The organism is Cupriavidus pauculus (assembly GCF_008801835.1).
GTDB lineage: Bacteria > Pseudomonadota > Gammaproteobacteria > Burkholderiales > Burkholderiaceae > Cupriavidus > Cupriavidus pauculus.
This window is the reverse complement of record NZ_VZOW01000006.1, coordinates 204,503-227,023: the sequence shown is the minus strand read 5'-3', so window position 1 is coordinate 227,023 and position 22,521 is coordinate 204,503. Positions and strand designations below refer to the sequence as shown.

The window sequence follows — 22,521 nt, the reverse complement described above, 5'->3', positions numbered from 1 at the left end:
CGGGTCGCGAGAGCCGCGACGCAGGCGACACAGGATACGCGAAAAATCCGCGCCAATGCCGGCGCGAAAAAAAACCGCCGGCGAACCGGCGGTTTCTATCGATGCACAAGCGGCGAGGCCGCTACGGCATCTGCTGCGGTGAAGCTTAAGCAGCCGGCGTTTCGCCAGCTTCGCCACCTTCGGCGGCTTCCGACGACTGGGCGCCGGCCGGCAACGAGATGTTGGCGATGGCGGGGTTGTCGTCGCCATGGGTGATGGCGGTGACGCCCTTCGGCAGCTTCAGGTCCGACAGGTGGATCGTCTGGTTCAGTTCGGCGTTGCCCAGATCCACTTCGATGAACTCGGGCAGGTCGGCCGGCAGGCACGACACTTCCAGGTCGTTCAGGATGTGGTTGACGATACCGTGGCCCAGCTTCACGCCAGGAGCGCTTTCCTGGTTCATGAAGTGCAGCGGCACCTTCACGTGGATCTTGTCCGAAGCCGACACGCGCTGGAAATCAACGTGCAGGACCAGCGGCTTGAACGGGTGCAGTTGGAATGCGCGCAGCAGAGCCTTTTCGCTCGTGCCACCCACTTCCAGATCCAGGATCGACGAGTGGAACGCTTCCTTCTTCAGGGCGTGCCACAGGGCGTTGTGATCCAGTTCGATCATCTTCGGCTCGGCGGCGCCGCCGTAGATGATGCCAGGCGTCTTGCCCGAATTGCGCAGGCGGCGGCTCGCACCCGTTCCCTGTACGCTACGCTCGAAAGCGATAACTTTCATGTTCAACTCCAGATGTGAATAAGGCTGTCCGCGACCAGACAGCCTTGACGGAAGCAATACGGCACATAGGCCGTACCGCTTGAATCACATTGGCCACCCGAAGGCGGCCAATGCGGTAAAGCCCAAAATTCTAGCAGAAATTTGCCTGAACCGGACCCGAGGGCCCGGTCGTGCCTTGTCAGGCGTCGGCAAACAGCGACATGATCGAGTCGCCCTTCACGATCCGCGTGAAGGTCTCGGCCAGCAGCGGTGCGGTGGATACTTGGCGGATCTTGCCGGACTGGCGGGCTTCGTCGGACAGCGGAATCGTGTCGCAGACCACCACTTCGTCCAGCGCCGAGGCGGCGATACGTGCCGCCGCGCCGCCCGACAGCACGGGGTGCGTGCAGTATGCGAACACCTTCAGCGCACCGCGTTCCTTGAGCACCTGGGCAGCCTTGCACAGCGTGCCGCCGGTGTCGATCATGTCGTCCATGATGACGCAGTTGCGGCCGGCCACTTCACCGATGATGTTCATCACCTCGGAAACATTGGCCTTGGGACGACGCTTGTCGATGATGGCCAGGTCGCAGTCGAGTTGCTTGGCCAGCGCGCGCGCGCGCACCACGCCGCCGACGTCCGGCGAAACCACCAGCAGGTCGCCGTAGTTCTTCTCGCGCAGATCGCCCAGCAGCACTGGCGAAGCGTAGATGTTGTCGACCGGGATATCGAAGAAGCCCTGGATCTGGTCCGCGTGCAGGTCCATCGTCAGGACGCGTTCCACACCGGCCACTTCCAGCATGTTGGCTACGATCTTTGCCGAGATGGCGACGCGCGCTGAACGCGGGCGACGATCCTGGCGGGCATAGCCGAAATAGGGCATGGCGGCGGTGATGCTACGTGCCGACGCGCGCTTGAGCGCATCGACCATCACCATCAGTTCCATGAGGTTGTCGTTGGTCGGCGCGCAGGTGGACTGCAGCACGATGACGTGCTTGCCGCGAACGTTTTCCTGGATTTCTACCTGGACTTCACCGTCGGAGAAACGGCCGACCAGAGCTTTGCCCAGCGGAATGCCGAGGTGCTGTACGACAGCCTCCGCGAGTTTGGGGTTGGCATTGCCGGTAAATACCATCAAGCCTTCGACGCTCATTCGGGGCACCTGTCTTGCTGCTGGGGGAGCTTTGCGCCATCGGCAATTGCCGATGACGAATTTTTGCATGTCGCTAGGGCACTATAGGAAGTAATGGCAGGGGAGGAAGGATTCGAACCCTCGCATGCCGGAATCAAAATCCGGTGCCTTGACCAGCTTGGCGACTCCCCTACACAACCTTTATCGTCTGTCGCCGCACCGAACTTTACTTCAGGACTGCGCCAAACGAAAACCTTAAGCGAACGCTGCGAGCGGGTGATGCGACAAACTTCTCACACACCTGCCATCCCATTCGGGCGGCAACCTTTCCATCACTCTCTGCGCATCCTGCTCGTGTTCGAAACGGGCAAATACGCAGGCTCCGGAACCGGTCATCCTTGCATGCGGACTATATTCTGTCAGCCATTCAAGGGCTCGGGCAACTTCGCCGAATTTCGCTGTTGCTATCGCTTGCAAGTCGTTGCGACCGAAAGCGAATTTGTTTGTGCAAGCAGCGAAGTCCGCAACTATAAAGACCGGTGAATTCCTTGTCAAGCGGTGGTCCGAAAAAATTGCTGCAGTCGGTACATGCTGGCGCGGGTGGATCACGACGAACCAGCTTTGCGGCAGGTCAACCGCCGTCAGTTCTTCGCCCACGCCCTCGGCAAACGCATTCTGTCCGAAAACGAACACCGGCACGTCGGCGCCCAGCGTCAGGCCCAGCCGCATCAGTTGCTCGCGCGGCAGGTTCACGCCCCACAGACGGTTCAGCGCCAGCAGCGTAGTGGCGGCATCGGACGACCCGCCGCCGATGCCGCCGCCCATCGGGAGGATTTTCTCGATCTCGATATCCGCGCCGAACGGCGTGCCGCTGGCCTGCTGCAGCGCCCGCGCCGCCCGCACTACGAGGTCGGTATCGGCCGGCACGCCGGGAATGTCGGTGGTGCGCGCGATCACGCCGTCGTCGCGTCGGCGAAAGTGCAGAGTGTCCGACCAGTCGATCAGTTGGAACACGGTTTGCAGCGTGTGATAGCCGTCGGGGCGGCGGCCCGTGACATGCAGGAACAGATTCAGCTTGGCGGGCGCGGGGCAGTCGCGCAGTTCCGCGGGCGGCAGATCGACGACGGCGGTCATGGCTTGTTCTCCGGATCGATCACGAGCCGCACCGACAGCGGGGCGTCGTTGCCGTCGCGCGCCATGTCGATACGCCGCGGCAGTGTGGATGGCGCTGCGCTGCCTTCCGGCGCGTCCTGCCAGGCCACGTAGCGCACGGTCCAGCCGTTCTGGCGCAGTGTGTCGGGGCGCCCGCTGGCATCGCGCGTGACCTGCGCCGGCGTGCCGGACGCGGCGCGGCCGTGCAGCCAGTCGCGCATCCCCGAAACGGGCAGGGAAAAGCCGAGCGACTGCTCCATCAGGCTGTCCACCTCGGGGGCGTTGCGGGGTTTTTCGTTGGGCAGATCGAGCGTCGCGCCGGACGGCGTGCTGGTGACGATGGCCAGCGTCTGCCCCAGCGGCGACACGAGATCGAGCCGCACATTGCGGCCTTGCTCTTCCCAGCGGAAGTTGCCTTGCACGCCTTCGCTGCGGCCATAGCGCGTGTAGTTGGCGGCGAAGCGCCCGGTGTACTGCTCGTTGCGCGCCGATTCAGTGGCCTCGAAGCCGCGGGTCGGGGTGATGCTGGCGCAGCCGGCAAGCCAGAGCGGCGCAGCCACGCAAAGCAGGGCCAGGCGTCGTGATCGGAGCATGGTCATGGAGCGGTGGATAAAGGGGAGTATTGCGGCGCCATAGCGATGGAACGAAGCGCCCGGGCATGTAGCCCGGGCGTGCGCATGATACGCAAGGCGCGATTACTTCGACAGCAGCAGGTTCTGGTTGTACCGACGCAGCGTGTCCATCAGCGTCTGGTTGTCGGGCTCGACCTTGGCGGCTTCGGTCCAGGTCTTGCGCGCTTCTTCCTGGTTGCCCATTTGCCATAGCACTTCGCCCAGATGCGCGCCGATTTCGGCCTCGGGCGCCTTGGCGAAAGCGCTCTTGAGCAAGTCCGCCGCGGGCTGCAGTTCGCCCTGGCGGTACTTGACCCAGGCCAGGCTGTCCATGATGTAGGGGTCGTCCGGGCCGAGTTCGGAGGCGCGCTCGAGCAGCTTGCGGGCCTCGGGCAGGCGTTCATTGCGATCGGCCAGCGAATAGCCAAGCGCGTTGTAGCCCTGCTTCTGCTCGGGTTGCAGCGCGATGACCTTGCGCAGCCCGCGTTCCATGCTGTCGTAGCGCTTCTCGCGTTCGTCGAGCATCGCGAGTTCGTAGATCCAGTCGGCGTTGTCGGGCTCCGCGTTGACGCGTTCGTCGAGCAGCTTGCGCGCGCGGTCGTAGGCCTTGCCTTCGAGCAGCGCGCCGACTTCCGCCTGGCGGATCGCGGTCATGCGCTGGCTGCGCTGGTCGGGATCGGAGATGTCCTCGGCGTCGGCAAGCAGTTCGCCGAACACGGCCTGCGCGTCGTCGAGCTTGCCCATGCGAGCCAGTAATTGGCCGCGTTTGGCCTGCGCCGCGAGCGCCAGTCGGCTGTCGTCGATCCGGTCGAGCCAGTCGATCGCGGTCGGGTAATCCTTTCTTTCCTCGGCGATCTGCGCCAGATACTGAAATGCAACGTCCGGATTGGCGGCCGGCGACTTCTCGGCCATCTGCAGGTATTCCTTCAGATAGCGCTCGGCATCGTCGTAGTTGCGCGCCTGCAGGCTGGTCAAGCCCAATGCCAGCGGCACGCGCGGATCGGTGGGCGCCACCTTGCGCAGCGATTCAAATTCCGCGCGCGCGGCCTGCATGTCGTTCTTCTGCAGATACAGCCGCGCCAGCGTGATATGGCCGTTGACCGACGACGGCGACTTGGCCAGGAACCGCTTCATGACCTCGATCGATTTATCCGGTGCGGACTCGGCCTGCAATTCGGCCGACATCAGCGCGGCGGGTTCGAGATCGGGCTTGATGCGCAGCGCCTGTTCAAGCTCCGTCAGCGCCCCCGCGTTGTCGCCCGCGGCCTCGCGCGCACGCGCCAGGGCCAGGTGCGTATCGGCCAGCTTGGTGTCGTTGGCCGTGATGCGCTGGAGCACGCCCACCGCGCCGGTGGGATCGCTGGTGCGCGACAACTGTTGCTGCATGAGAAGGATTGCGTCGCCGCGATGGCCCGCCGGGGCGGCGGCCAGTTGCTGGATCAGCAGCGGCTCGGCCTCTTCCCATCGGGCGTTGAGCACCAGCAGCGTCGACAGGACCTGTCTGGCGGCTGGCGATTTCGGCGCCAGTTCCGCCCACAGTCGCGCGGCGTCGAGCGCCTGCTGCGAGACGCGCGCATTGAATGCGATCTCCGTGGCGCGCTGGGCCATGCGCGGATCGCGCGTCTCGCGCGCCAGATCCATGTAGGTGCGGTAGGACGGGCCGACGAGTCCACGCTGCAACGAGATTTCCGCGGCCAGCACGCGATAGAGGATATCGGGCGTCAGCGCGATGTTGGGCAGCGGCGTTCGCGCCGACTTGGCGGACTGCGAGGGCGCCGGAACGTCGATGACTTCGTCATCGTTCTGGGCCACCTTCGCCGGCGCCGCGTGGGCCAGCGACAGCGAAGCCATGGCCAGGCACGCAGCCACACCCAGGGCGCGCGCATGGCGCCGGAAACGGGCCGCGGGCGAAGCCGTCGGGCCGAGGGCAAAAAAAACTTTCATCGGCGAAGATTCCGGGCGCGTGGCCTGAGGGGACAAATAGTGGTCCAGCATGAAATCGATGCTCCGGCGCACGAGGGCGTAGAACTGGATGGAGGCATTGTAGCCTGCCGCTACAATGCGCTGCTTGCCCCGCAAGGCGCTTACGTATGGGAACCCGCACAATGCGGACCGCCCGGCAGGAAATTCCCTGCCATCTTGGAGCGTGCCAGCGGGCGATAGGTTCTGTCAGGTTCAGTCGGAGCATCCGCACGCGAGGTCGGATGCACGCCGGGAGACACGGGCGCGATGCCAGAATTGCCGGAAGTCGAAGTCACGCGGCGCGGGTTGCTGCCGCATGTGGTGGGTCGCCGCATTGCCCAGGTGACGGTGCGTCATCGCGGCTTGCGATGGCCCGTGGAGCCCGAACTCGAAGCGCGCCTGACCGGCCGCCTGATTGGGCGGATCGAACGGCGCGGAAAATATCTGCTGCTGGAATGCCTGCCCGCGCCCGCGCTGGCAGCCGAAACGGAACGGCCGGCTGACGCGCCCGCTGCGCCCGATGGGGGTGACTCCGCAGCCGGCGCCACCGGCTGGCTATTGGTGCATCTGGGCATGACAGGCACGCTGCGCGTCTATCCGGACCCGCCGGCAGCCGGCGCACACGATCATCTGGACCTGTTGCTGGCTGCCGATGAACGCGCGGGCCGCGGCGACACCGCCGCCGGGGCTGTCACGCTGCGTTTCCGCGATCCGCGCCGCTTTGGCGCCATCATCTGGACCCCGCTCGCGGAGTCGGCCCTTTCCGAACATCCGCTGCTGCGCCGGCTGGGCGTCGAGCCCTTCGATCCGCGCTTTGACGGCGCGTGGTTCCACCGGCTCACGCGCGGCCGTACAGTGGCCATCAAGCAGGCGCTGCTGGCCGGCGACATTGTGGTCGGCGTGGGCAATATCTATTGCTCGGAAAGCCTGTTCCGCGCGGGAATTCGACCGACCACGCCGGCCGGCCGCATCAGCCTGCCGCGTTACGAGCGGCTGGCATCTGCCGTGCGCGAGACGCTGGCCGAGGCCATCGCACGGGGCGGCAGCACATTGCGCGATTTTGTCGGCAGCGACGGCAGCAGCGGCTATTTCCAGCTCGACTGTTTCGTCTACGACCGCGCCGGCGAGCCGTGCCGCGTGTGCGGCACGCCAATCCGCCAGATCGTGCAGGGGCAGCGCTCGACCTTCTATTGCCCGCACTGCCAGCGCTGACCAGCGCGGTTTTACCAAGCCGCATATGGCCCCGCACACCACGATCCGGAGCAGGAGCGGCGGCGCTTCGTCGCGGGGCTGGGGCGTACTCCGCGATGGCGATTGCGTGAAGAAATATGGCAGCTACGTGCCGCCGATGGCTCGGCGCAACACTCTCGATACATCAACGCGACAAGGGGCGTGAATTCCACAAAATCCGCCCGGAAACCTGTATCGTGTGCGCAGTCATAAAAAGTTACAAAAAGTGCCGGATCGATCAATTCGACAAGGATTTCCGGCACGGCGACCGGCTTCGGGTCCGATGGGTCAACGGATGCGCCCGCAGCCGGCCGCGCGATACGCGCCCAAAACCATAATCCGAACAGCGAATCCCTCATGACGAGCCTCGCCCACCAATTCGAACAATATGGCGCCTGGAGAACCGGGGTCCTTCAGTCGCTTGCCGAATTCCAGTCCTGGCTGCAGCAGTGCGATCTGCATGACGCCACCGCGGACGACCGCGCGCAGCGCATCCAGAGCGTGCTCAAGAGCGACCGTCTCAAGGTGGCCTTCATTGCCGAGTTTTCGCGCGGCAAGAGCGAGCTGATCAACGCCATCTTCTTCGCCGATTATGGCCGCCGTATTCTGCCGTCTTCCGCAGGCCGTACGACGATGTGTCCGACCGAGCTGCGCTACGACGAGAACGAGCCGCCGTGCATCCGCCTGCTGCCGATCGAAACACGCCTGCAGGACGCCTCGACGGCCGATTTCATGGAGCCGGGCTCGCCCAATTCGCACTGGACCACCGTGCCGCTGGACCCATCCTCACCCGAGGGCATGCTGGCGGCGTTCCAGCATGTGGTGGAAACGACGCGCGTGACGCCCGCGATGGCCGAGTCGCTGGGCCTCTACAACGAAAACGATCCCGATGCCGCGTATTCGGTCGATGCCGACGGCATGGTCGAAATTTCGCGCTGGCGCCATGCCGTCATCAATTTTCCGCACCCGCTGCTGCGCCAGGGGCTCGTCATTCTCGATACGCCGGGCCTCAATGCGATCGGTACCGAGCCCGAACTGACGCTGCGGCTGATTCCGGATGCGCACGTGGTGGTGTTCGTGCTGGCCGCCGATGCCGGAGTGACCAAGAGCGATCTGGCGCTGTGGCGCAGTCATGTCGGCGCCGGGCATCGGCGCGGTTGCCTGGCGGTGCTCAACAAGATCGACGGCCTGTGGGATCCCCTGAAGTCGTCGCCCGAGATCGCCGCCGAAATCGAGCGGCAGGTGCGCAGCACGGCGCAGACCCTGGGCATCGAGGAACGGCGCGTGTATCCGGTGTCCGCGCAAAAGGGGCTGGTTGCCAAGGTCACGCACGATCCGGCGATGCTGGTGCGCAGCAACCTGATGCAGTTCGAGCACGTGCTGTCCGATCAGTTGATTCCGCAGCGTCGCGAGATCGTCGCCGATCAGGTGCAGCGTCTGGTGCAGGACATGTCGCGCGGCGCGCAGCAACTGCTGCAAAGCCGCCGCCGCGATATCGTCGAGCAACTGTTTGAATTGCGCGGCCTGCGCGGCAAGAACCACGCGATGGTCAAGCACATGCTGATGCGCGTGCAAAGCGAGAAGGAAGAATTCGAGCAGAGCATCGCCAAATTCCAGGCCCTGCGCCTGGTGTTTGGCCGGCATAGCGCCGACATCATCAAGAGCCTGCAGTTACGCGACGTGCGCCGCACCATGCGGGACAAGCGCGAGCAGATGAAGGAGCGCTTTTTCTCGCGCGGCCTGCGTGAGGACATGGAGGCGCTGTTCGCGCAGCTGACCGCTCTTATCCGCGATGCCGACCAGAAGATCGCCGGCCTGCATCAACTGGTGGACAGCATGTATCGGCGCTTCAATGCCGAGCACGGTTTCACGCTGCCTTCGCCGATGCATTTCGTGACCGCGCGCTACGCCAGCGAATTGCAGGAAACGCTGGCGCTGGTGAACGCGCATTTCGGCACCGTGAACATGCTCACGCGCTCGCGCCCGCAACTGGTACAAAACGCGTTCGCCACGATGGCCAGCCGCGTGCTCGACAATTTTCGCGATCTCAATCGCGATATCGAAATCTGGTTGAAATCGGTGATGACGCCGCTGGAAGCGCAGGTGCGGGAACACCAGAAGCAACTGCGTCGTCGTGTGGATTCGATCGAACGCATCCACGAGGCAACCGACACGCTGGAAAGCCGTATCGCCGAGCTTGAGGAAGTGCTCAACGGACTGGACGAGCGCAGCACGAAGATCGAATCGTTCACGCGCAAGCTGATCGAGCAGCCGGTGGAATCCGCGGCGCGCGCGGCGTGAGTGCGACGGGCGGATGTTGCCGCCCATTGCCCATATGCCTGTAGCCGAAGCGCTTGTGGCTTGCCCACGCGCGGATCGCGCAACGGTAGTTGGTATCATGTGGCGCCGCCGTGCGAGCGGCGCTTTTTCTTTTCCCCGATCCCCGCAATGCCCCGCAAGTCTGCCGCTGTTCCCGTGGTCAACGAAGAGTCCGCCGTGCCGGCCGATTTCGGCATGCGCGTGGTTGCCTGGCAGCGCCAGCATGGCCGGCATGATCTGCCGTGGCAAAACACGCGCGATCCGTATCGCATCTGGCTGTCGGAGATCATGCTCCAGCAGACGCAGGTCGCGGCGGTGATCGAGTATTTCCAGCGGTTTGTCACGGCGCTGCCGACCGTCGCCGCGCTGGCGCAAGCCCCGCCTGATCAGGTCATGGCGCTATGGGCGGGCCTTGGCTACTACTCGCGCGCGCGCAATTTGCATCGCTGCGCCAAGGCTGTGATGGACGACCATGGCGGCGTTTTTCCTACCGATCCGGCGGTGCTCGTGACATTGCCCGGCATTGGCCGGTCCACGGCCGCCGCGGTTGCGGCTTTCAGCGCAGGCGTGCGCACGCCGATCCTCGATGGCAACGTCAAGCGCGTATTTGCGCGCGTGTTTGGCATCCACGGTTATCCCGGCGAAAGGGCGATCGAGACGCGCATGTGGGCGCTGGCCGAACAGGCGCTGCCGCCCGCCGGCCCGACCCAGCCCGAAGACATGGTGGCCTACACGCAGGGCTTGATGGATCTGGGCGCGACGATTTGCTCGCGCGGCAAACCGCAGTGCCTTGCCGATCCCGACGCGTGCCCGCTGGCGTCCGATTGCGTGGCGCGCCGCGACGGCCTCACCGCATTGTTGCCCACGCCGAAGCCGCGCGCCGCCATCCCCGAACGCAGCACGGTGATGGTGATCGTGCGCCACGACAGGAACGTGCTGGTGCAGTTGCGTCCCGACAGCGGCATCTGGGGTGGGCTGTGGAGCCTTCCGGAAATCGCCGTGAACGCCGTGCCGTTCGATCCCGAGCTGGCCGAGGACGCCGCGCTGGCCATGGCGCAGCGCTTCGGCAACGCGGCGCGGGCCTATCTGGCTGGCGAGCTGACGCACGTCTTCACGCATTTCCGCCTGCTGATTCGCGCGCTTCGCGTGGATCTCGATTCGGCCGCGCCGCATATTGGGGGCGACATTCGCTGGCTGTCGCTCGACGATCTCGATGCGCTTGGCACGCCCGCGCCGGTGCGACGTCTGCTCGAGGATCAGGCCAGGATCGGTTTGTTCTGAGGCGTCGCCCGCACGCTGCGTGGCGGGCTTCGCCGCTCAGACGATATGGTGCTGCCGCATGAAGCGGTGGACGATTTCGATGCGCATGCCCGCGTCCGGCAATTCCATCAGCATCTGCTTGGCCTTGAGCGGGACGGGCAATAGTTCGCACAAGCGGTTGGCGACCCAGCTCGGATCGTCCCAGAGATACGGTTCGGCGAATGGCAGCCGCGACTTGTCCGGGAATTCGCTATGCATCGATGTAACGATGCGCCGCAGCGCCGCCAGGCATTCGCCTAGCAGTTCGAGCTTGCAGTCGATGACATCGTCGGCAAGAAGTTCCGCTTCGGCCACCAGCAGGCCGTCGTCGCGCGTGACATGCGACAGCACGCGAAACCGCTGGCGGCCGCGTGTTTCGATCAGCAGAACGCCAAGCTGCTCCATGTTGCAATCGACGATTTCCGCCAGGCAACCAACTGGCTCTGGCTGCGTCGGGTGGCCGGGCCGCGCCACTTCCTCGCCGCTGGCGATCAGGCAGACGCCGAACGGAGCGCCATCGCGCATGCAATTGCGCACCATGTCCACATAGCGCTTCTCGAAGACGCGCAGCGGCAGGCGGCCGTCCGGGAACAGGACAGTGTTGAGGGGGAACAGCGGCAGCGCATCCAGATTGGATGGAATCGGTGCGGTGTCGGCGCCAGGTTTCGACATGCTAGGCCACTCCGGTGGCGGGACGGCGCAGGCGCGCCATCCTTCTCAGGTACGCGAATCAGCCGCTGTGGGCCATCTCGCGGTGTCTGACCAGCACATTACCATGCGCCCGGAAATAGTTGGCGAGTCTTTCGGCGATGAATACGGAGCGATGCTGACCGCCCGTGCAGCCGATGGCCACGGTCAGGTAGCTGCGGTTGTCGGCGATGAAACTCGGCAGCCACTTCTCCACGTAGGCGCGGATATCGTCGGCCATGGCAAGCACCATCGGCTGGCTCTGCAGGAAATCGATCACCGGCGCATCGCGGCCCGTGAGCGGGCGCAGCGCAAGATCGTAGTACGGGTTGGGCAGCGATCGAACATCGAAAACGAGGTCGGCGTCGCTCGGCACGCCGTGCTTGAAGCCGAACGACTCGAATAGCAGCGTCAGCGGCTGGCTGTCGTTCTGCAGCAGTTCCTTGATCCAGCTGCGCAGCACATTTGTGCGGACATTACTGGTGTCGATGCGGTGCGCCGATTCCGCCAGCGGGCTCAGCAGCGTACGCTCCATTTCGATGGCTTCGATCAGCGACGTATCGTTGGGCGTGCCCGGCTGGCTGGCCGATTCGACGCGCGTGGAAAGCGGATGGCGGCGGCGCGTTTCGGAATAGCGCTGCACCAGCGCATCGGTGTTGGCGGTCAGGAACAGCACCTGCACCTGGTGATTTGCGGAAAGCTCGCGCACGGTGTCAGGCAGGCGGGCCAGCGATTCGCGGCTGCGAATATCGGTGGCGACGCCCAGATGCGTGTAGCCCTGGTCGGCCAGATAGGTCGTCAGATCGGGGATGAACTGTGCCGGCAGGTTATCGACGCAGTAGTAGCCCGCATCTTCCAGGACGTTCAGGGCGACCGACTTGCCGGAGCCGGAAATTCCGGTGATAAGAATGATCCGCATAGCGACGCAAGGATAGCACCGCGACGTGGCTGCGTCATGACAGTCTGTTGGAAGCAATCATGGCGAATCGCACAGGATTCGCCATGGTTACTCGAGAAAACTGCCAGTTTTGCCAGAAACTATGCCGCCGGCTTGGCGGACAGGCAGTCGCTCATGCTCTTCTTGTAGTCGTCGCCTTTCTTGCCCTTGTTCTGCTTGCTGCAGGCGGACATTTTTTCCTGCTGGGTCTTCGGCTCGGCGGCGGCCGGGGCGCTACCCGACAGACAATTGCTCATGCTTTTCTTGTAGTCGTCGCCCTTCTTGCCCTTGTTCTCCTTGCTGCAGGCCGACATCTTTTCCTGCTGCGCCGTCTTTGCAGATTTTTCGGCGGCCGGAGCGGAAGCGCTCTGGGCAAACGCGCCCGTGGCGAACAGCGGGGTCACCAGCACACACATCGCGATCAGTTTTTTCATGCTTCTCTCCTGGCTGTGGAAACACATCGTGGCCGCGCGCCATGGTCGTGAGGGCTGGCTGGCGGTATCGGACTGGACTCGCGCCCATTACAGCACACAACGGCGCGCATCCCCAGGCCGTTGACGCGCGGCCCGCCAGGCCTTGTAAGCAAATGAAAACGCCCGCGTGGAGCGGGCGTATGAAAGATGCCGACGAGCGGATCGGCGCGGCCTCAGAGCAGTCTGCCCTGGCCGCGCGACACCACGTCGGCCTGCATGGCGGCGCGCTGGCGGTCCATGAAATCGCGCAATGTGTCGATGCCGCGCAGGCGCAGGATCGTGTTGCGGACTGCGGCTTCGACCAGCACGGCGAGATTTCGACCGGCCGCCACCTGGATCTTCACCATGTGGATCGGCAGGCCAAGCACGTCAAGGTACTGGGAATCGAGCGGCAGCCGCTCGAATTCGCCGTCGTTGCGGCGCACCAGCTGCACGACCAGCTTCAGCTTCATTTTCCGGCGCACCGCCGTTTCACCAAAGATCGTCTTGATATCGAGCAGGCCCAGGCCGCGCACCTCGAGCAGGTTCTGCAGCAGCGGCGGGCAGCGGCCTTCGATGAAATCGGGGCCCAGTCGCACGAAATCCACCGCGTCGTCGGCCACGAGGCCGTGCCCGCGCGAGATCAGTTCCAGCCCGAGTTCGCTCTTGCCGAGCCCGGATTCGCCCATGATCAGCACGCCCATTCCCAGAATGTCCAGGAATACGCCGTGCATCGTCACGCGCGGTGCGGAAATGCGCGACAGATACAGGCGCAGATGGTCGATCACGGCCGCCGACGACACCGGCGTCGTGAACAACGGCGTGGACGAGCGCGTGCAGCGCAATTCCAGGTCCGGCGGCGGCTCCATGCCATCGGCCACCACCAGGAACGGCGGCTCCAGCAGGATCAGTTCGCCCATCTGGCGCTTGCGCGGCTCGTCGTCAAGCCGCTGGTAATAAAGGATTTCGGGTTTGCCAAGCACCTGGATCCGGTTCGGGTGGATCAGGTTCAGGTGGCCGACCAGATCGGCCGCAGAGGTGGCTTCGCGGGCGAATTCGACGTCAAAGGCGCGATCGGCTCCTTCCAGTCCGGCGACCCACGAGAGTTTGATGTCGGCTGCGTTGTCGTCAAAGATCGACTGCGAGGTGACGCCGGTGAGTTCCATGCGGGATGACTTTCTGGAAGGGGACGGTGTGCTCAGGGAGCCGGAACGGCGAGCCGCGGGATCAGGGGTGCCATTCGGTAAGCAACTGGTGAACGGCCTCCGGCGTCGGCAATGTCGCCAGGCCCTCGCGCATTTCGCGGTCCGATAACAACTGGGCAATTTCCGAGAGGATTTCGAGGTGCTGCTGGGTGGCCTGTTCCGGCACCAACAAGAAAATCAGCAGCGATACCGGCTTGCCGTCGGGCGATTCGAATGGAATGGGCTCGGCCAGCCGCATGAATCCTGCCAGCGGTTGCTTCAGGCCCTTGATGCGGCCGTGCGGAATGGCCACGCCCGCGCCGAGGCCGGTGGAACCGAGCGATTCGCGAGCGAAGAGATTATCCGTGACGGTGGCCCGGGCCACGCCATGGTTGTTCTCGAACAGGAGCCCGGCTTGCTCGAAGACGCGCTTCTTGCTGGTGACGGTGACGTCAAGGTTGATATTGCCGGGTGGCAACAATTTGGCCAAACGATTCATGGGCGATGCACGAGAAGTCAGGGTGGCGAACCGGCGCGCATGAACCGTCCCGCCGAATTGGGCAAACAGGATATCGAGTGCTATGGAATAGACGCCCGCATTGGAGCGTCCGGCCATTATAGAGCAGGGCTGCAGCGCACTTGTGCGATGCAGTGCCGGCGTCGCGTGTGGTGCCGCGATATTGCCAGCCGGTTTGCCCACCCGTTGGGTGCCGGCACATCGCAGGGTCATTCGCCTTGCGCTTTTCGCCGGACAGCCATCGGGACCGTTCTGCCGTTGTATTTGTATGGCGCAGCATACACCGAGCCGCGCGAGATGCGAACACCCCGGATGCATCAAATGCTGCTGGCCGTGGTTTCGCGGTAACGGACCGCATTTCTGCCTCGCCGAAACCCGGGAATCAAAAAAGCCGCGCAGATGCGCGGCTTTGCTCTCTTCCTATCGATCCTCTAAGGGGCAACTTTTAGTGCGTTGCCGCCGCTTTATTGTTGCTGTAGTTGCGCGGCTGCCATTTGGTACTTGACCGCCTCACGGTCGTGGCCTTGCACGCGGTCCTTGTAGCGGATCACTTGCCGATCGAGCTTGTCGACCAGACAGTCGATGGCCGCGTACAGGTCTTCGTGATGCGCTTCGACAAAGATGTCCTTGCCCTTGAGATGCAGGTTGATTTCCGCGTACTGACGCCGGTCCTTTTCCTTATGGTTATCGACAGATAGCAGCACACTCACGCCAATGACCTGATCGAAATGCCTGACAATTCGCTCCAGTTTCGTTTCCACGTACTCACGCAACGGCGGCGTGATGTCGAGGTGGTGTCCACTGATCTTGAAGTTCATAGCGCTTCTCCTTCTGAAAGAGCCGCACCAGGCAGGCGGTTGCGGCTCGGCTACAAAGACTTGCGGAGATTGACTGCGGGGATCTTCAGCGCTTCGCGGTATTTGGCCACAGTGCGGCGTGCAACCACGAAACCCTGCTCGCCCAGCAATTCGGCGATGCGGCTGTCGGAAAGGGGATTCCTGGGGTCTTCGGCTCCTATCAGTTGCTTGATCAGCGCGCGGATCGCCGTGGAGGAGGCCGCACCGCCCGTCTCGGTGGAGACGTGGCTGCCAAAGAAGTACTTCAACTCGAAAGTACCCATTGGTGTGGCCATGTATTTGTTCGTAGTCACCCGGGAAATGGTCGACTCATGTAAACCGAGTGTATCGGCAATTTCCCGCAAAACCAAGGGGCGCATTGCGATTTCCCCGTGCGAGAAAAAGTTCTTTTGACGCTCTACGATTGCCTGCGCCACACGCAGGATCGTATCGAAACGCTGCTGGATGTTCTTGATGAGCCACCGCGCCTCCTGGAGCTTCTGCTGCAGTCCCGCCGCACCCGCTTCGCCTTTTGCACCGCGCAAGATTTGCGCGTACATGTCGTTGATGCGCAGACGCGGCATGACATCGGGATTCAGGTGCGCAATCCACCCGTTTCCACTTTTGCGCACAAATACGTCCGGCACCACAAAATCCGCTTCCGGGCGGCTATAAGCATGCCCTGGATACGGCGCAAGCGACCGGATCAACTCGTGCGCGGCCTTTAATGCAATTTCGTCAACCTGGAGCGCTTTCTTGAGCCGCGTGTAGTCGCGCACGGCCAGCAGTTCCAGGTGATGATTGACGATAGACAACGCCAACTCGCGCTGCGGATGCTTCAAACGCCGCAACTGCAGACTCAGACACTCAGCCGCGTTGCGCGCGCCCACGCCGGGAGGATCAAAGCTCTGCAGCAACGTCAGCATGGCGTGCACTTCATCGACTTCGAATTCGAGTTCCTCGGGGAGTTCCCCGCAGATTTCCTCGAGCGAAGCGCTCAGGTAGCCGTCGTCGTCGAGCGATTCGATCAGGAAGATAGCCAGGCCCTTGTCGCGCACGGAGATTTTCAGCGGCGTCAGCTGCTCCATCAGGAATTCGCGCAGCGTGGGATCGGCCTCGCGCAATTGCATCGGCGTTTTTTCGTCATCGTCACCCTGCGGACGTCGCGCGAAATCGTCGAGGCTCCAGTCGCTGCCGTAGTCTTCGCCGCCGGAATCGCCGTAACTGTCGTCCTCACCACTTGCCTGGCTGTCCTGCCGATCGTCGCCATTGGCCTTGGGCTCCGAGGGAGCCGGCGCGGGTGCGCTCTGCAGGTTCACGGAGCCATCGGCCGACACCCGCAAGGGGCTTTCGATCCAGTCGTTTTCGCGTTCCAGCAGGGGGTTTTCCGTGAGGGCCTGCTCGACCTCTTGCTGGAGTTCCAGCGTGGAAAGCTGCAGCAGCCGGATCGACTGCTGCAGTTGCGGTGTCAGGGCAAGATGCTGTGAAAGGCGAAGCTGAAGCGAAGGTTTCATGCGACCTATTCTATGCGCATCTTTCCGATGTTGGAACGGAAATTGCTATCGTCTATCGCTTCGACTTCGTGATCGCCAACGGCTAGTTGACGAAAGCGCGGGAAGATTTTCCGCGCTGTCGGACAACCGGCATTACATGCGGAAGTTTTCGCCCAGGTAGACGCGCCGCACGGACTCGTTGGCGATGATTTCCTCGGGCTGCCCGGCGGCCAGCACCGTACCTTCGCTGATGATGTACGCGTGGTCGCAGATACCGAGCGTTTCGCGCACATTGTGGTCTGTGATCAGCACGCCGATATTGCGTGCCTTGAGGAAACTGACGATGCGCTGGATTTCGCCCACGGCGATCGGGTCCACGCCGGCAAACGGCTCGTCGAGCAGGATGAAGCGCGGCGCGGAGGCCAGCGCACGCGCGATTTCCACGCGTCGGCGTTCGCCCCCGGACAGCGACAGCGCCGGATTATTGCGCAGATGCGCAATCTGGAGATCATCGAGCAGCGAATCCAGCCGGCGGTCGATCTCGGCTTTCGAGAGGGGCTTGCCGTTTTCGCGCTGCAGTTCCAGCACGGCGCGGATGTTTTCTTCCACGTTCAGCTTGCGGAACACCGACGCTTCCTGCGGCAGATAGGACAGCCCCATGCGCGCACGCTCGTGAATCGCCAGGCCGCTGATGTGCTCGTCGTCGAGCACGATATCGCCTTCATCCAGCGCCACCAGGCCGACGATCATGTAGAACGATGTGGTCTTGCCGGCGCCGTTCGGCCCCAGCAGTCCCACCACCTCGCCGCTCTTGACGTCGAGCGACACGTCCTTGACCACCGTGCGCGAGCCGTAGCGCTTTTTCAGGTGGCGCACGATCAGCGTGCTGCTGTCGGCGCGGACGGCGGATGCGGAAGACGGGGCAGAGGCGGCGAGCGTGGCGGTATCGTTCATCTGGGGCTGTCTGGGGCGTTCAGGGCTTGGCTGGCGTGTCGGAGGGCTTCAGGTTCAGCGGCGCGCCGGCCGCGGCGGGTGCGCTGGCGTCGGAGCGGGGCGAAAGCACGGCGCGTACGCGGCCCGACGAATTGCCGGCCGCGGTGTTGCTGTCGCCGCCCGTGGCGGTATAGAACTCGTTGCGGCTGTCGTACGTGATCACGGCGCCGCGGATTTCGTCGATGATCTTCGCGCCCACGCCCGACACGCGGGCCGCGCGCGCATGGCCTATCAGCTTGTTGATTTCCGACTTGCCGTCGTATTCGATGCGATCGCCCCAGCCGTCGATGTATTCGTCCACGCCGTCGCGCTTTTGCCGGATATAGGCCTGACGGCCGGGCTTGGCGGTGGCGATCGCGTACTGATACCCCTCTGGGTCGGTGCGCAACTCCGCGGCGTCCGACTTCAGGACCATGGTGCCCTTGGTCAGCACTACGTTGCCGGTGAGCGTGTAGATCTGCTTGACGTCATCGTAGCTGGCGTTGTCGGCTTCGAGCACCAGCGGCTTGCCCTGGTCGGCGCGTTCGGCTAACGCCGGCATGGCCAGCGTCAGGCCAAGGGCGGCGATTGCCGCCACCAGGGCGGGCGCGATGCGGCGACAGGACGATGTCGTCAAGGGAGGGGTCATGTTAGGGCGAGTGATGAGATAAGGACGGCGGCGACCCTGCGGCGACGAAGCGCGGCGCCTGCGGATCATTGGGCCGGCGGCCGTCCCGGCGAATTCATGATGATGGTGCCGTGCACGTTACCCAGCAATTGTACTTCGCGGGTGACGTTGTTGAAGATCAGGCCGTTGGCCGTCATCACCGAGGGCCCGCGCGTCAACTGCACGGCCTTGTCGGTCTTGACGATGTCGTCGTTGACCAGCAATTGAAAATATTGCGACGCGGCGGTCATGCGCGGGTCCTTGGCCGGATCCACGCCGGCCTGGCGCACGATGAACGCATCGCCGTACAGGTCGATGATGGACCCTTCGGCGTTCATGACGCCGCGCTTTGCATTGGCCGTGACCGGCGGGCGATCGGGCTGGTACGCACGCATGGCCGGTGTGGTGACGTCGTAGGTCTGGTCGTCCTCGTAATGGATCATCTTCACGCCCGTGAAGCGTATCTTGGTGGAACCGTCCACGGCCAGTTCGGTCGCGGAGAAGTTTTCCATCCAGTAGTCGGGCTCGTGGCGCTTGATGCGCGACTGCTCGACATCCTCGCGTGGCGAATTCAGCTGTACCAACCAGAACGTGGCGCCCGCGACGATGGCCATCAGCAACAGCGGCAACAGCCGCAGGATCATGCCGGTGAGTCGGGACAGGAAGTCCTGCATTGCCTAGATGACCTTTGCGCGCGTCAGGTCATGAATATGAAGCGCGCCCACCAGGCGGCCGTCGCCATCGACGACCAGCAGCTGGTTGATGCGATTCGTTTCCATGATCTGTACGGCTTCCACGGCGAGCTGGTCCTGATGCACTGTGCGCGGATTGCGATGCATGACCTCGCCGATCGGCACGGTCTTCCAGTCGCACGAAGTTTCCAGCAGGCGGCGCAGGTCGCCGTCGGTGAAGACGCCCACGGCGCGGCCGTCCGGATCCACCACGGCGGTCATGGCCATGCCCTTGCGCGTGATTTCCATCAGCGCCTGCGCCAGCGGCGTGCTTTCTCGCACTTCCGGCACGGCGTTGCCGCTACGCATGACGTCGCGGACATGGGTCAGCAGCTTACGGCCCAGCGCGCCGCCCGGGTGCGAGCGCGCGAAGTCTTCCTCGCCAAAGCCGCGTGCGTCGAGCACCGCCACCGCGAGCGCGTCGCCCAGCGCCAGGGCGGCCGTGGTGCTGGCCGTCGGCGCCAGATTCAGCGGACATGCCTCCTGGGCCACGGCGCCGTCCAGGTGAGCGTCGGACAGCTTGGCCAGATTCGAAGCCGGATTGCCGGTAATCGAGATCAGCCCCGCGCCGATACGCTTGACGATCGGGATGATCGACAGCAGCTCGGCGGTTTCGCCGGAATTCGAGAACGCGATCAGCACGTCGTCACGCGTGATCATGCCGAGGTCGCCGTGGCTGGCCTCGGCCGGATGCACGAAGAACGAGGGCGTGCCAGTGGATGCAAGCGTGGCCGCCACCTTGCGGCCGATATGGCCCGATTTGCCGATACCCGAAACAACCACGCGGCCGGTGCAGGCAAGGATCAACTCGACGGCTTTGGTAAATGCAGGCGTCAGGCGTCCGGCCAGCGCGGAAACCGCGTCGGCCTCGATCTGAAGAGTGTGGCGGGCGAGCCGGAGTGCTCGATCCGCATCGAAATTGGCTATCATGGCGCTGGAGTATACCAACGAATGCGATGGCGTCTGACCGCGGCAATCCGACGCGCGGACCGCGACGACCGCCGTGCTTGCCGTCTTTTGCCGGCGGGGCGCAGATGCCGGCTCGGCGCGCGTGCCCGGCTGGTTCTTTCAAAGCTGCCGAACCCGCCGAATGCATTCTCCGCTGGAACTGACCCTTGTGCTGCTGGCCGCCGCCGTTTTCGGCGTGGTGGCCTTCCGCATGCTGCAACTGCCGCCGATGCTCGGATATCTGGCGGTGGGCATTCTGATCGGCCCTCACGCGCTGGGCCTGGCCAGCGACTCCGGGCAGACCAAGTACCTGGCGGAATTCGGCGTGGTTTTCCTGATGTTCTCGATCGGGCTCGAATTCAGCCTGACCAAGCTGCGCGCCATGAAGCGCCTGGTGTTCGGGCTAGGCGCGTCGCAGGTCGCGCTGTCGATGCTGGCGGTGATCCCGGCCAGCTGGATGTTCAACTGGCTGTTTCCTCTGTCCTGGCAGGCTTCAGTGGCGCTGGGCGGCGCGCTGGCGATGTCGTCCACGGCGATCGTCGTGAAAATGCTGTCCGAGCGCGTTGAACTGGAAAGCGAACACGGCCGCAATATCATCAGCGTGCTGCTGTTCCAGGATCTGGCGGTGGTGCCGTTGCTGATCATCATCCCGGCACTTTCGCGCGATCCGGGCGACCTCGCCTATGCGCTGGGGCTCGCCACGATCAAGATCGTGGTGGCGCTCGGCGTCATTTTCTTCCTCGGCCAGCGCCTGATGAGCCGCTGGTTCCATGTCGTGGCCGCGCGCCGCTCGCAAGAGCTGTTCATGCTGAACCTGCTGCTGGTGACGCTGGGCATGGCCGCGCTGACCGAGCGGCTGGGGCTGTCGATGGCGCTGGGCGCGTTCATGGCCGGCATGCTGATTTCGGAAACGCCTTACCGCCATCAGGTGGAAGAGGACATCAAGCCGTTCCGCGACGTGCTGCTGGGGCTGTTCTTCGTCACCATCGGCATGTTGCTCAATATCCGCGTGGTGGTCGATCACATCTGGCTCGTGCTGGGCCTGCTGGTGCTGCCGATCCTGTTCAAGCTGCTGATGATCGCGGGGCTGGCGCGACTGTTCGGCTCGCGCCAGGGCGTGGCGATCCGCACCGGCCTCGGATTGGCGCAGGCGGGCGAATTCGGCTTCGTGCTGCTGAACCAGATCGATGGCATGGGGCTGGTCGATCCGGTGCTGATCCAGGTGATCCTGGCGTCGATGCTGTTGTCGATGCTGGCCGCGCCGTTCCTGATCCAATACAGCGATGCCATCGTGCTGCGCTTTGCCGCCAACGAATGGCTGATGCAGTCACTGAACATGACGCGCATCGCGGCCCAGAGCCTGCAGACCGAAAAGCACGCGATTATCTGCGGCTACGGCCGCTGCGGGCAGAACCTGGCGCATATGCTCGAGCGCGAAGGCATCACCTATGTCGCGCTCGATCTCGACCCGGATCGCGTGCGCGACGCCGCCGCCGCGGGCGACACGGTCGTGTATGGCGACGCCGGCCGCCGAGAATCGCTGATCGCCGCAGGCATCCATCGCGCCGCGCTGGTCGTGATCACATATGCCAACACGCCGTCGGCGATAAAAGTGCTTCATCACGTACAGGAACTGGAGCCGGCGATGCCCGTGATCGTGCGCACGGTGGACGATTCCGAGCTCGACGCGTTGCAGAAGGCCGGCGCAACCGAAGTTGTGCCCGAAATTATCGAAGGCAGCCTGATGCTGGCGTCGCATGCGCTGGTATTGCTCGGTGTGCCGATGCGGCGCGTGGTGCGCGGCGTCCAGCAGGCGCGCGATGCGCGCTACAGCCTGTTGCGCGGCTACTTCCACGGGCGCGACGACGAGGAAGACATGATCGAGCGCGAATCGGTGCGCCTGCACGCGGTATCGCTGGGGGCCGAGCACACCGCGGTGGGGCGGCGGCTTGGCGCGCTGGCGCTGGAGCGGATTGGCGTCGAGGTGACGGCTGTGCGCCGCCGGGGCATTCCGGCCTTCGATCCGCAGCCGGAAACGGTGCTGGAACCGGGCGATATCGTCGTCATGCGGGGCACGCCGGAAGCGCTCGAGTCGGCCGAACAGCGGCTGATCGGCTGAACCGGGCGGGCCAAAACACGCGACCTGAATACGTGAACCCCGGCCAAGCGCGCCGGACCTGCGGCGCCGATGCGATCCACTGCGACGTCCGGATCAGGCGTTGCGAGTTTGCCGGGCAGATCGTTCAGATGGGATCTTGCGCCGCGGGCTCGCGCCGTCGACCCACGACGGCGGTAGGCTGTCGAGCACCGCGCGCGCATCGAGTGACCGGATCGGCACGCCCGTATCTGACGGGATGCGCCCCTCGTTCTGCAGCAGCAAATAGCGCATGCAGCACACACGAAGGAACGATGCGAAGTTGGCCGACAGCGACGCTTCACCGCGATGTTCGGCCAGTTCGTCATGCAGGCGCGTCAGCAACTGGTTGACGCTCATGCCGTCGCGCTGGGCCAGTTCCTCGAGCACTTCCCAGAACAGCGTTTCCAGCCGGATGCTGGTCGCCACGCCGTGCAGCCGCAGCGAGCGCGACTGCGTCTGGTAGGACTCGGGATTGGCCCGGATAAAGATTTCACACATGGAAACTCCCGTGCG

At 64.0% G+C, this 22,521-nt stretch carries 21 protein-coding genes and 1 tRNA gene; 4 read left to right on the top strand and 18 right to left on the bottom strand.

All coding sequences use genetic code 11. The annotated features are described in order from the left end of the window. Nucleotides 1-145 precede the first annotated feature (145 nt). The 6 genes from F7R19_RS10050 to F7R19_RS10025 all read right to left on the bottom strand — a co-directional run bounded on the left by F7R19_RS10050 (nucleotide 146) and on the right by F7R19_RS10025 (nucleotide 5,581). On the bottom strand, nucleotides 146-763 hold the full coding sequence (locus F7R19_RS10050) for a 50S ribosomal protein L25/general stress protein Ctc (protein WP_061957224.1): 618 nt from the start codon (nucleotides 761-763) through the stop codon (nucleotides 146-148). A gap of 178 nt (nucleotides 764-941) precedes the next feature. Continuing rightward, nucleotides 942-1,895: a ribose-phosphate pyrophosphokinase gene (locus tag F7R19_RS10045; protein WP_061957223.1), complete on the bottom strand. Its 954-nt coding sequence runs from the start codon at nucleotides 1,893-1,895 to the stop codon at nucleotides 942-944. Between the two features lie 94 nt (nucleotides 1,896-1,989). Continuing rightward, nucleotides 1,990-2,066 (bottom strand) — tRNA-Gln (locus F7R19_RS10040). 63 nt (nucleotides 2,067-2,129) lie between these two features. Then, on the bottom strand, nucleotides 2,130-3,008 hold the full coding sequence (ispE, locus tag F7R19_RS10035; RefSeq protein ID WP_150980151.1) for a 4-(cytidine 5'-diphospho)-2-C-methyl-D-erythritol kinase: 879 nt from the start codon (nucleotides 3,006-3,008) through the stop codon (nucleotides 2,130-2,132). Further along, nucleotides 3,005-3,619 carry a lipoprotein insertase outer membrane protein LolB gene (gene lolB / locus F7R19_RS10030; protein WP_150980165.1) on the bottom strand — a complete coding sequence of 205 codons (615 nt, stop codon included), beginning with the start codon at nucleotides 3,617-3,619 and terminating at the stop codon, nucleotides 3,005-3,007. Before lolB ends, ispE begins: the two co-directional genes overlap by 4 nt. A 102-nt stretch (nucleotides 3,620-3,721) precedes the next feature. Then, a complete protein-coding gene (locus F7R19_RS10025; protein WP_223505646.1) occupies nucleotides 3,722-5,581 on the bottom strand; it encodes a tetratricopeptide repeat protein in 1,860 nt (619 codons plus the stop codon). 285 nt (nucleotides 5,582-5,866) lie between these two features. Between F7R19_RS10025 and mutM the strand changes: the two genes are divergently transcribed. The 3 genes from mutM to mutY all read left to right on the top strand — a co-directional run bounded on the left by mutM (nucleotide 5,867) and on the right by mutY (nucleotide 10,429). After that, nucleotides 5,867-6,811, top strand: a complete 945-nt coding sequence (gene mutM / locus F7R19_RS10020; RefSeq protein WP_150980149.1) for a bifunctional DNA-formamidopyrimidine glycosylase/DNA-(apurinic or apyrimidinic site) lyase — start codon at nucleotides 5,867-5,869, stop codon at nucleotides 6,809-6,811. Between the two features lie 375 nt (nucleotides 6,812-7,186). After that, nucleotides 7,187-9,130, top strand: coding sequence for a dynamin family protein (locus F7R19_RS10015; protein ID WP_061957220.1), 1,944 nt, complete (start codon nucleotides 7,187-7,189; stop codon nucleotides 9,128-9,130). Nucleotides 9,131-9,277: 147 nt separating this feature from the next. Continuing rightward, nucleotides 9,278-10,429: an A/G-specific adenine glycosylase gene (gene mutY, locus F7R19_RS10010; protein WP_150980148.1), complete on the top strand. Its 1,152-nt coding sequence runs from the start codon at nucleotides 9,278-9,280 to the stop codon at nucleotides 10,427-10,429. A 36-nt stretch (nucleotides 10,430-10,465) separates the two neighbouring features. Here the strand turns inward: mutY and F7R19_RS10005 are convergent, their stop codons facing one another. The 11 genes from F7R19_RS10005 to F7R19_RS09955 all read right to left on the bottom strand — a co-directional run bounded on the left by F7R19_RS10005 (nucleotide 10,466) and on the right by F7R19_RS09955 (nucleotide 19,853). Further along, on the bottom strand, nucleotides 10,466-11,119 hold the full coding sequence (locus F7R19_RS10005; protein ID WP_150980147.1) for an LON peptidase substrate-binding domain-containing protein: 654 nt from the start codon (nucleotides 11,117-11,119) through the stop codon (nucleotides 10,466-10,468). Between the two features lie 58 nt (nucleotides 11,120-11,177). Further along, nucleotides 11,178-12,053, bottom strand: a complete 876-nt coding sequence (gene rapZ, locus F7R19_RS10000) for an RNase adapter RapZ (protein ID WP_061957217.1) — start codon at nucleotides 12,051-12,053, stop codon at nucleotides 11,178-11,180. Between the two features lie 119 nt (nucleotides 12,054-12,172). After that, nucleotides 12,173-12,505: a PsiF family protein gene (locus tag F7R19_RS09995; protein ID WP_061957216.1), complete on the bottom strand. Its 333-nt coding sequence runs from the start codon at nucleotides 12,503-12,505 to the stop codon at nucleotides 12,173-12,175. A gap of 212 nt (nucleotides 12,506-12,717) precedes the next feature. Beyond that, nucleotides 12,718-13,689 carry an HPr(Ser) kinase/phosphatase gene (gene hprK / locus F7R19_RS09990; RefSeq protein WP_008650955.1) on the bottom strand — a complete coding sequence of 324 codons (972 nt, stop codon included), beginning with the start codon at nucleotides 13,687-13,689 and terminating at the stop codon, nucleotides 12,718-12,720. Nucleotides 13,690-13,750: 61 nt separating this feature from the next. Next, nucleotides 13,751-14,206, bottom strand: coding sequence for a PTS IIA-like nitrogen regulatory protein PtsN (gene ptsN / locus F7R19_RS09985; protein WP_061957260.1), 456 nt, complete (start codon nucleotides 14,204-14,206; stop codon nucleotides 13,751-13,753). Nucleotides 14,207-14,688: 482 nt separating this feature from the next. Next, entirely contained in the window at nucleotides 14,689-15,042 is a 354-nt protein-coding gene (gene hpf, locus F7R19_RS09980; RefSeq protein WP_019449655.1) for a ribosome hibernation-promoting factor, HPF/YfiA family, read from the bottom strand. 50 nt (nucleotides 15,043-15,092) lie between these two features. Next, a complete protein-coding gene (locus tag F7R19_RS09975) occupies nucleotides 15,093-16,574 on the bottom strand; it encodes an RNA polymerase factor sigma-54 (protein WP_061957215.1) in 1,482 nt (493 codons plus the stop codon). A 132-nt stretch (nucleotides 16,575-16,706) separates the two neighbouring features. Beyond that, nucleotides 16,707-17,507 carry an LPS export ABC transporter ATP-binding protein gene (gene lptB, locus F7R19_RS09970; protein WP_150980146.1) on the bottom strand — a complete coding sequence of 267 codons (801 nt, stop codon included), beginning with the start codon at nucleotides 17,505-17,507 and terminating at the stop codon, nucleotides 16,707-16,709. 19 nt (nucleotides 17,508-17,526) lie between these two features. Continuing rightward, complete coding sequence (gene lptA, locus F7R19_RS09965) at nucleotides 17,527-18,174, bottom strand: lipopolysaccharide transport periplasmic protein LptA (RefSeq protein WP_150980145.1); 648 nt, start codon at nucleotides 18,172-18,174, stop codon at nucleotides 17,527-17,529. Between the two features lie 65 nt (nucleotides 18,175-18,239). Further along, complete coding sequence (lptC, locus tag F7R19_RS09960; RefSeq protein WP_061957212.1) at nucleotides 18,240-18,866, bottom strand: LPS export ABC transporter periplasmic protein LptC; 627 nt, start codon at nucleotides 18,864-18,866, stop codon at nucleotides 18,240-18,242. 3 nt (nucleotides 18,867-18,869) lie between these two features. Then, the gene (locus tag F7R19_RS09955) at nucleotides 18,870-19,853 is read right to left on the bottom strand and encodes a KpsF/GutQ family sugar-phosphate isomerase (RefSeq protein ID WP_061957211.1); all 984 of its coding nucleotides are present in this window, start codon (nucleotides 19,851-19,853) and stop codon (nucleotides 18,870-18,872) included. A 160-nt stretch (nucleotides 19,854-20,013) separates the two neighbouring features. Here F7R19_RS09955 and F7R19_RS09950 point away from each other — a divergent pair, with 160 nt between their 5' ends. Then, on the top strand, nucleotides 20,014-21,990 hold the full coding sequence (locus tag F7R19_RS09950) for a monovalent cation:proton antiporter family protein (RefSeq protein ID WP_061957210.1): 1,977 nt from the start codon (nucleotides 20,014-20,016) through the stop codon (nucleotides 21,988-21,990). A 93-nt stretch (nucleotides 21,991-22,083) separates the two neighbouring features. On the opposite strand, the gene F7R19_RS09945 is transcribed toward F7R19_RS09950, so the two are convergent. Beyond that, entirely contained in the window at nucleotides 22,084-22,506 is a 423-nt protein-coding gene (locus F7R19_RS09945; protein WP_061957209.1) for a ribbon-helix-helix domain-containing protein, read from the bottom strand. Nucleotides 22,507-22,521: the final 15 nt, after the last annotated feature.

Excerpts from the sequence above, each read along its gene's own strand:
- lptB (WP_150980146.1), bottom strand. The coding sequence starts at position 17,507 with ATGAACGATACCGCCACGCTCGCCGCCTCTGCCCCGTCTTCCGCATCC.
- lptA (WP_150980145.1), bottom strand. The coding sequence starts at position 18,174 with ATGACCCCTCCCTTGACGACATCGTCCTGTCGCCGCATCGCGCCCGCC.
- F7R19_RS09955 (WP_061957211.1), bottom strand. The coding sequence starts at position 19,853 with ATGATAGCCAATTTCGATGCGGATCGAGCACTCCGGCTCGCCCGCCAC.
- lolB (WP_150980165.1), bottom strand. The coding sequence starts at position 3,619 with ATGCTCCGATCACGACGCCTGGCCCTGCTTTGCGTGGCTGCGCCGCTC.
- F7R19_RS09950 (WP_061957210.1), top strand. The coding sequence starts at position 20,014 with ATGCATTCTCCGCTGGAACTGACCCTTGTGCTGCTGGCCGCCGCCGTT.
- F7R19_RS10025 (WP_223505646.1), bottom strand. The coding sequence starts at position 5,581 with ATGAAAGTTTTTTTTGCCCTCGGCCCGACGGCTTCGCCCGCGGCCCGT.
- hpf (WP_019449655.1), bottom strand. The coding sequence starts at position 15,042 with ATGAACTTCAAGATCAGTGGACACCACCTCGACATCACGCCGCCGTTG.
- F7R19_RS09945 (WP_061957209.1), bottom strand. The coding sequence starts at position 22,506 with ATGTGTGAAATCTTTATCCGGGCCAATCCCGAGTCCTACCAGACGCAG.
- F7R19_RS09975 (WP_061957215.1), bottom strand. The coding sequence starts at position 16,574 with ATGAAACCTTCGCTTCAGCTTCGCCTTTCACAGCATCTTGCCCTGACA.
- F7R19_RS10015 (WP_061957220.1), top strand. The coding sequence starts at position 7,187 with ATGACGAGCCTCGCCCACCAATTCGAACAATATGGCGCCTGGAGAACC.
- mutY (WP_150980148.1), top strand. The coding sequence starts at position 9,278 with ATGCCCCGCAAGTCTGCCGCTGTTCCCGTGGTCAACGAAGAGTCCGCC.
- ptsN (WP_061957260.1), bottom strand. The coding sequence starts at position 14,206 with ATGAATCGTTTGGCCAAATTGTTGCCACCCGGCAATATCAACCTTGAC.
- F7R19_RS10050 (WP_061957224.1), bottom strand. The coding sequence starts at position 763 with ATGAAAGTTATCGCTTTCGAGCGTAGCGTACAGGGAACGGGTGCGAGC.
- rapZ (WP_061957217.1), bottom strand. The coding sequence starts at position 12,053 with ATGCGGATCATTCTTATCACCGGAATTTCCGGCTCCGGCAAGTCGGTC.
- ispE (WP_150980151.1), bottom strand. The coding sequence starts at position 3,008 with ATGACCGCCGTCGTCGATCTGCCGCCCGCGGAACTGCGCGACTGCCCC.
- mutM (WP_150980149.1), top strand. The coding sequence starts at position 5,867 with ATGCCAGAATTGCCGGAAGTCGAAGTCACGCGGCGCGGGTTGCTGCCG.
- lptC (WP_061957212.1), bottom strand. The coding sequence starts at position 18,866 with ATGCAGGACTTCCTGTCCCGACTCACCGGCATGATCCTGCGGCTGTTG.
- F7R19_RS09995 (WP_061957216.1), bottom strand. The coding sequence starts at position 12,505 with ATGAAAAAACTGATCGCGATGTGTGTGCTGGTGACCCCGCTGTTCGCC.
- F7R19_RS10045 (WP_061957223.1), bottom strand. The coding sequence starts at position 1,895 with ATGAGCGTCGAAGGCTTGATGGTATTTACCGGCAATGCCAACCCCAAA.
- hprK (WP_008650955.1), bottom strand. The coding sequence starts at position 13,689 with ATGGAACTCACCGGCGTCACCTCGCAGTCGATCTTTGACGACAACGCA.
- F7R19_RS10005 (WP_150980147.1), bottom strand. The coding sequence starts at position 11,119 with ATGTCGAAACCTGGCGCCGACACCGCACCGATTCCATCCAATCTGGAT.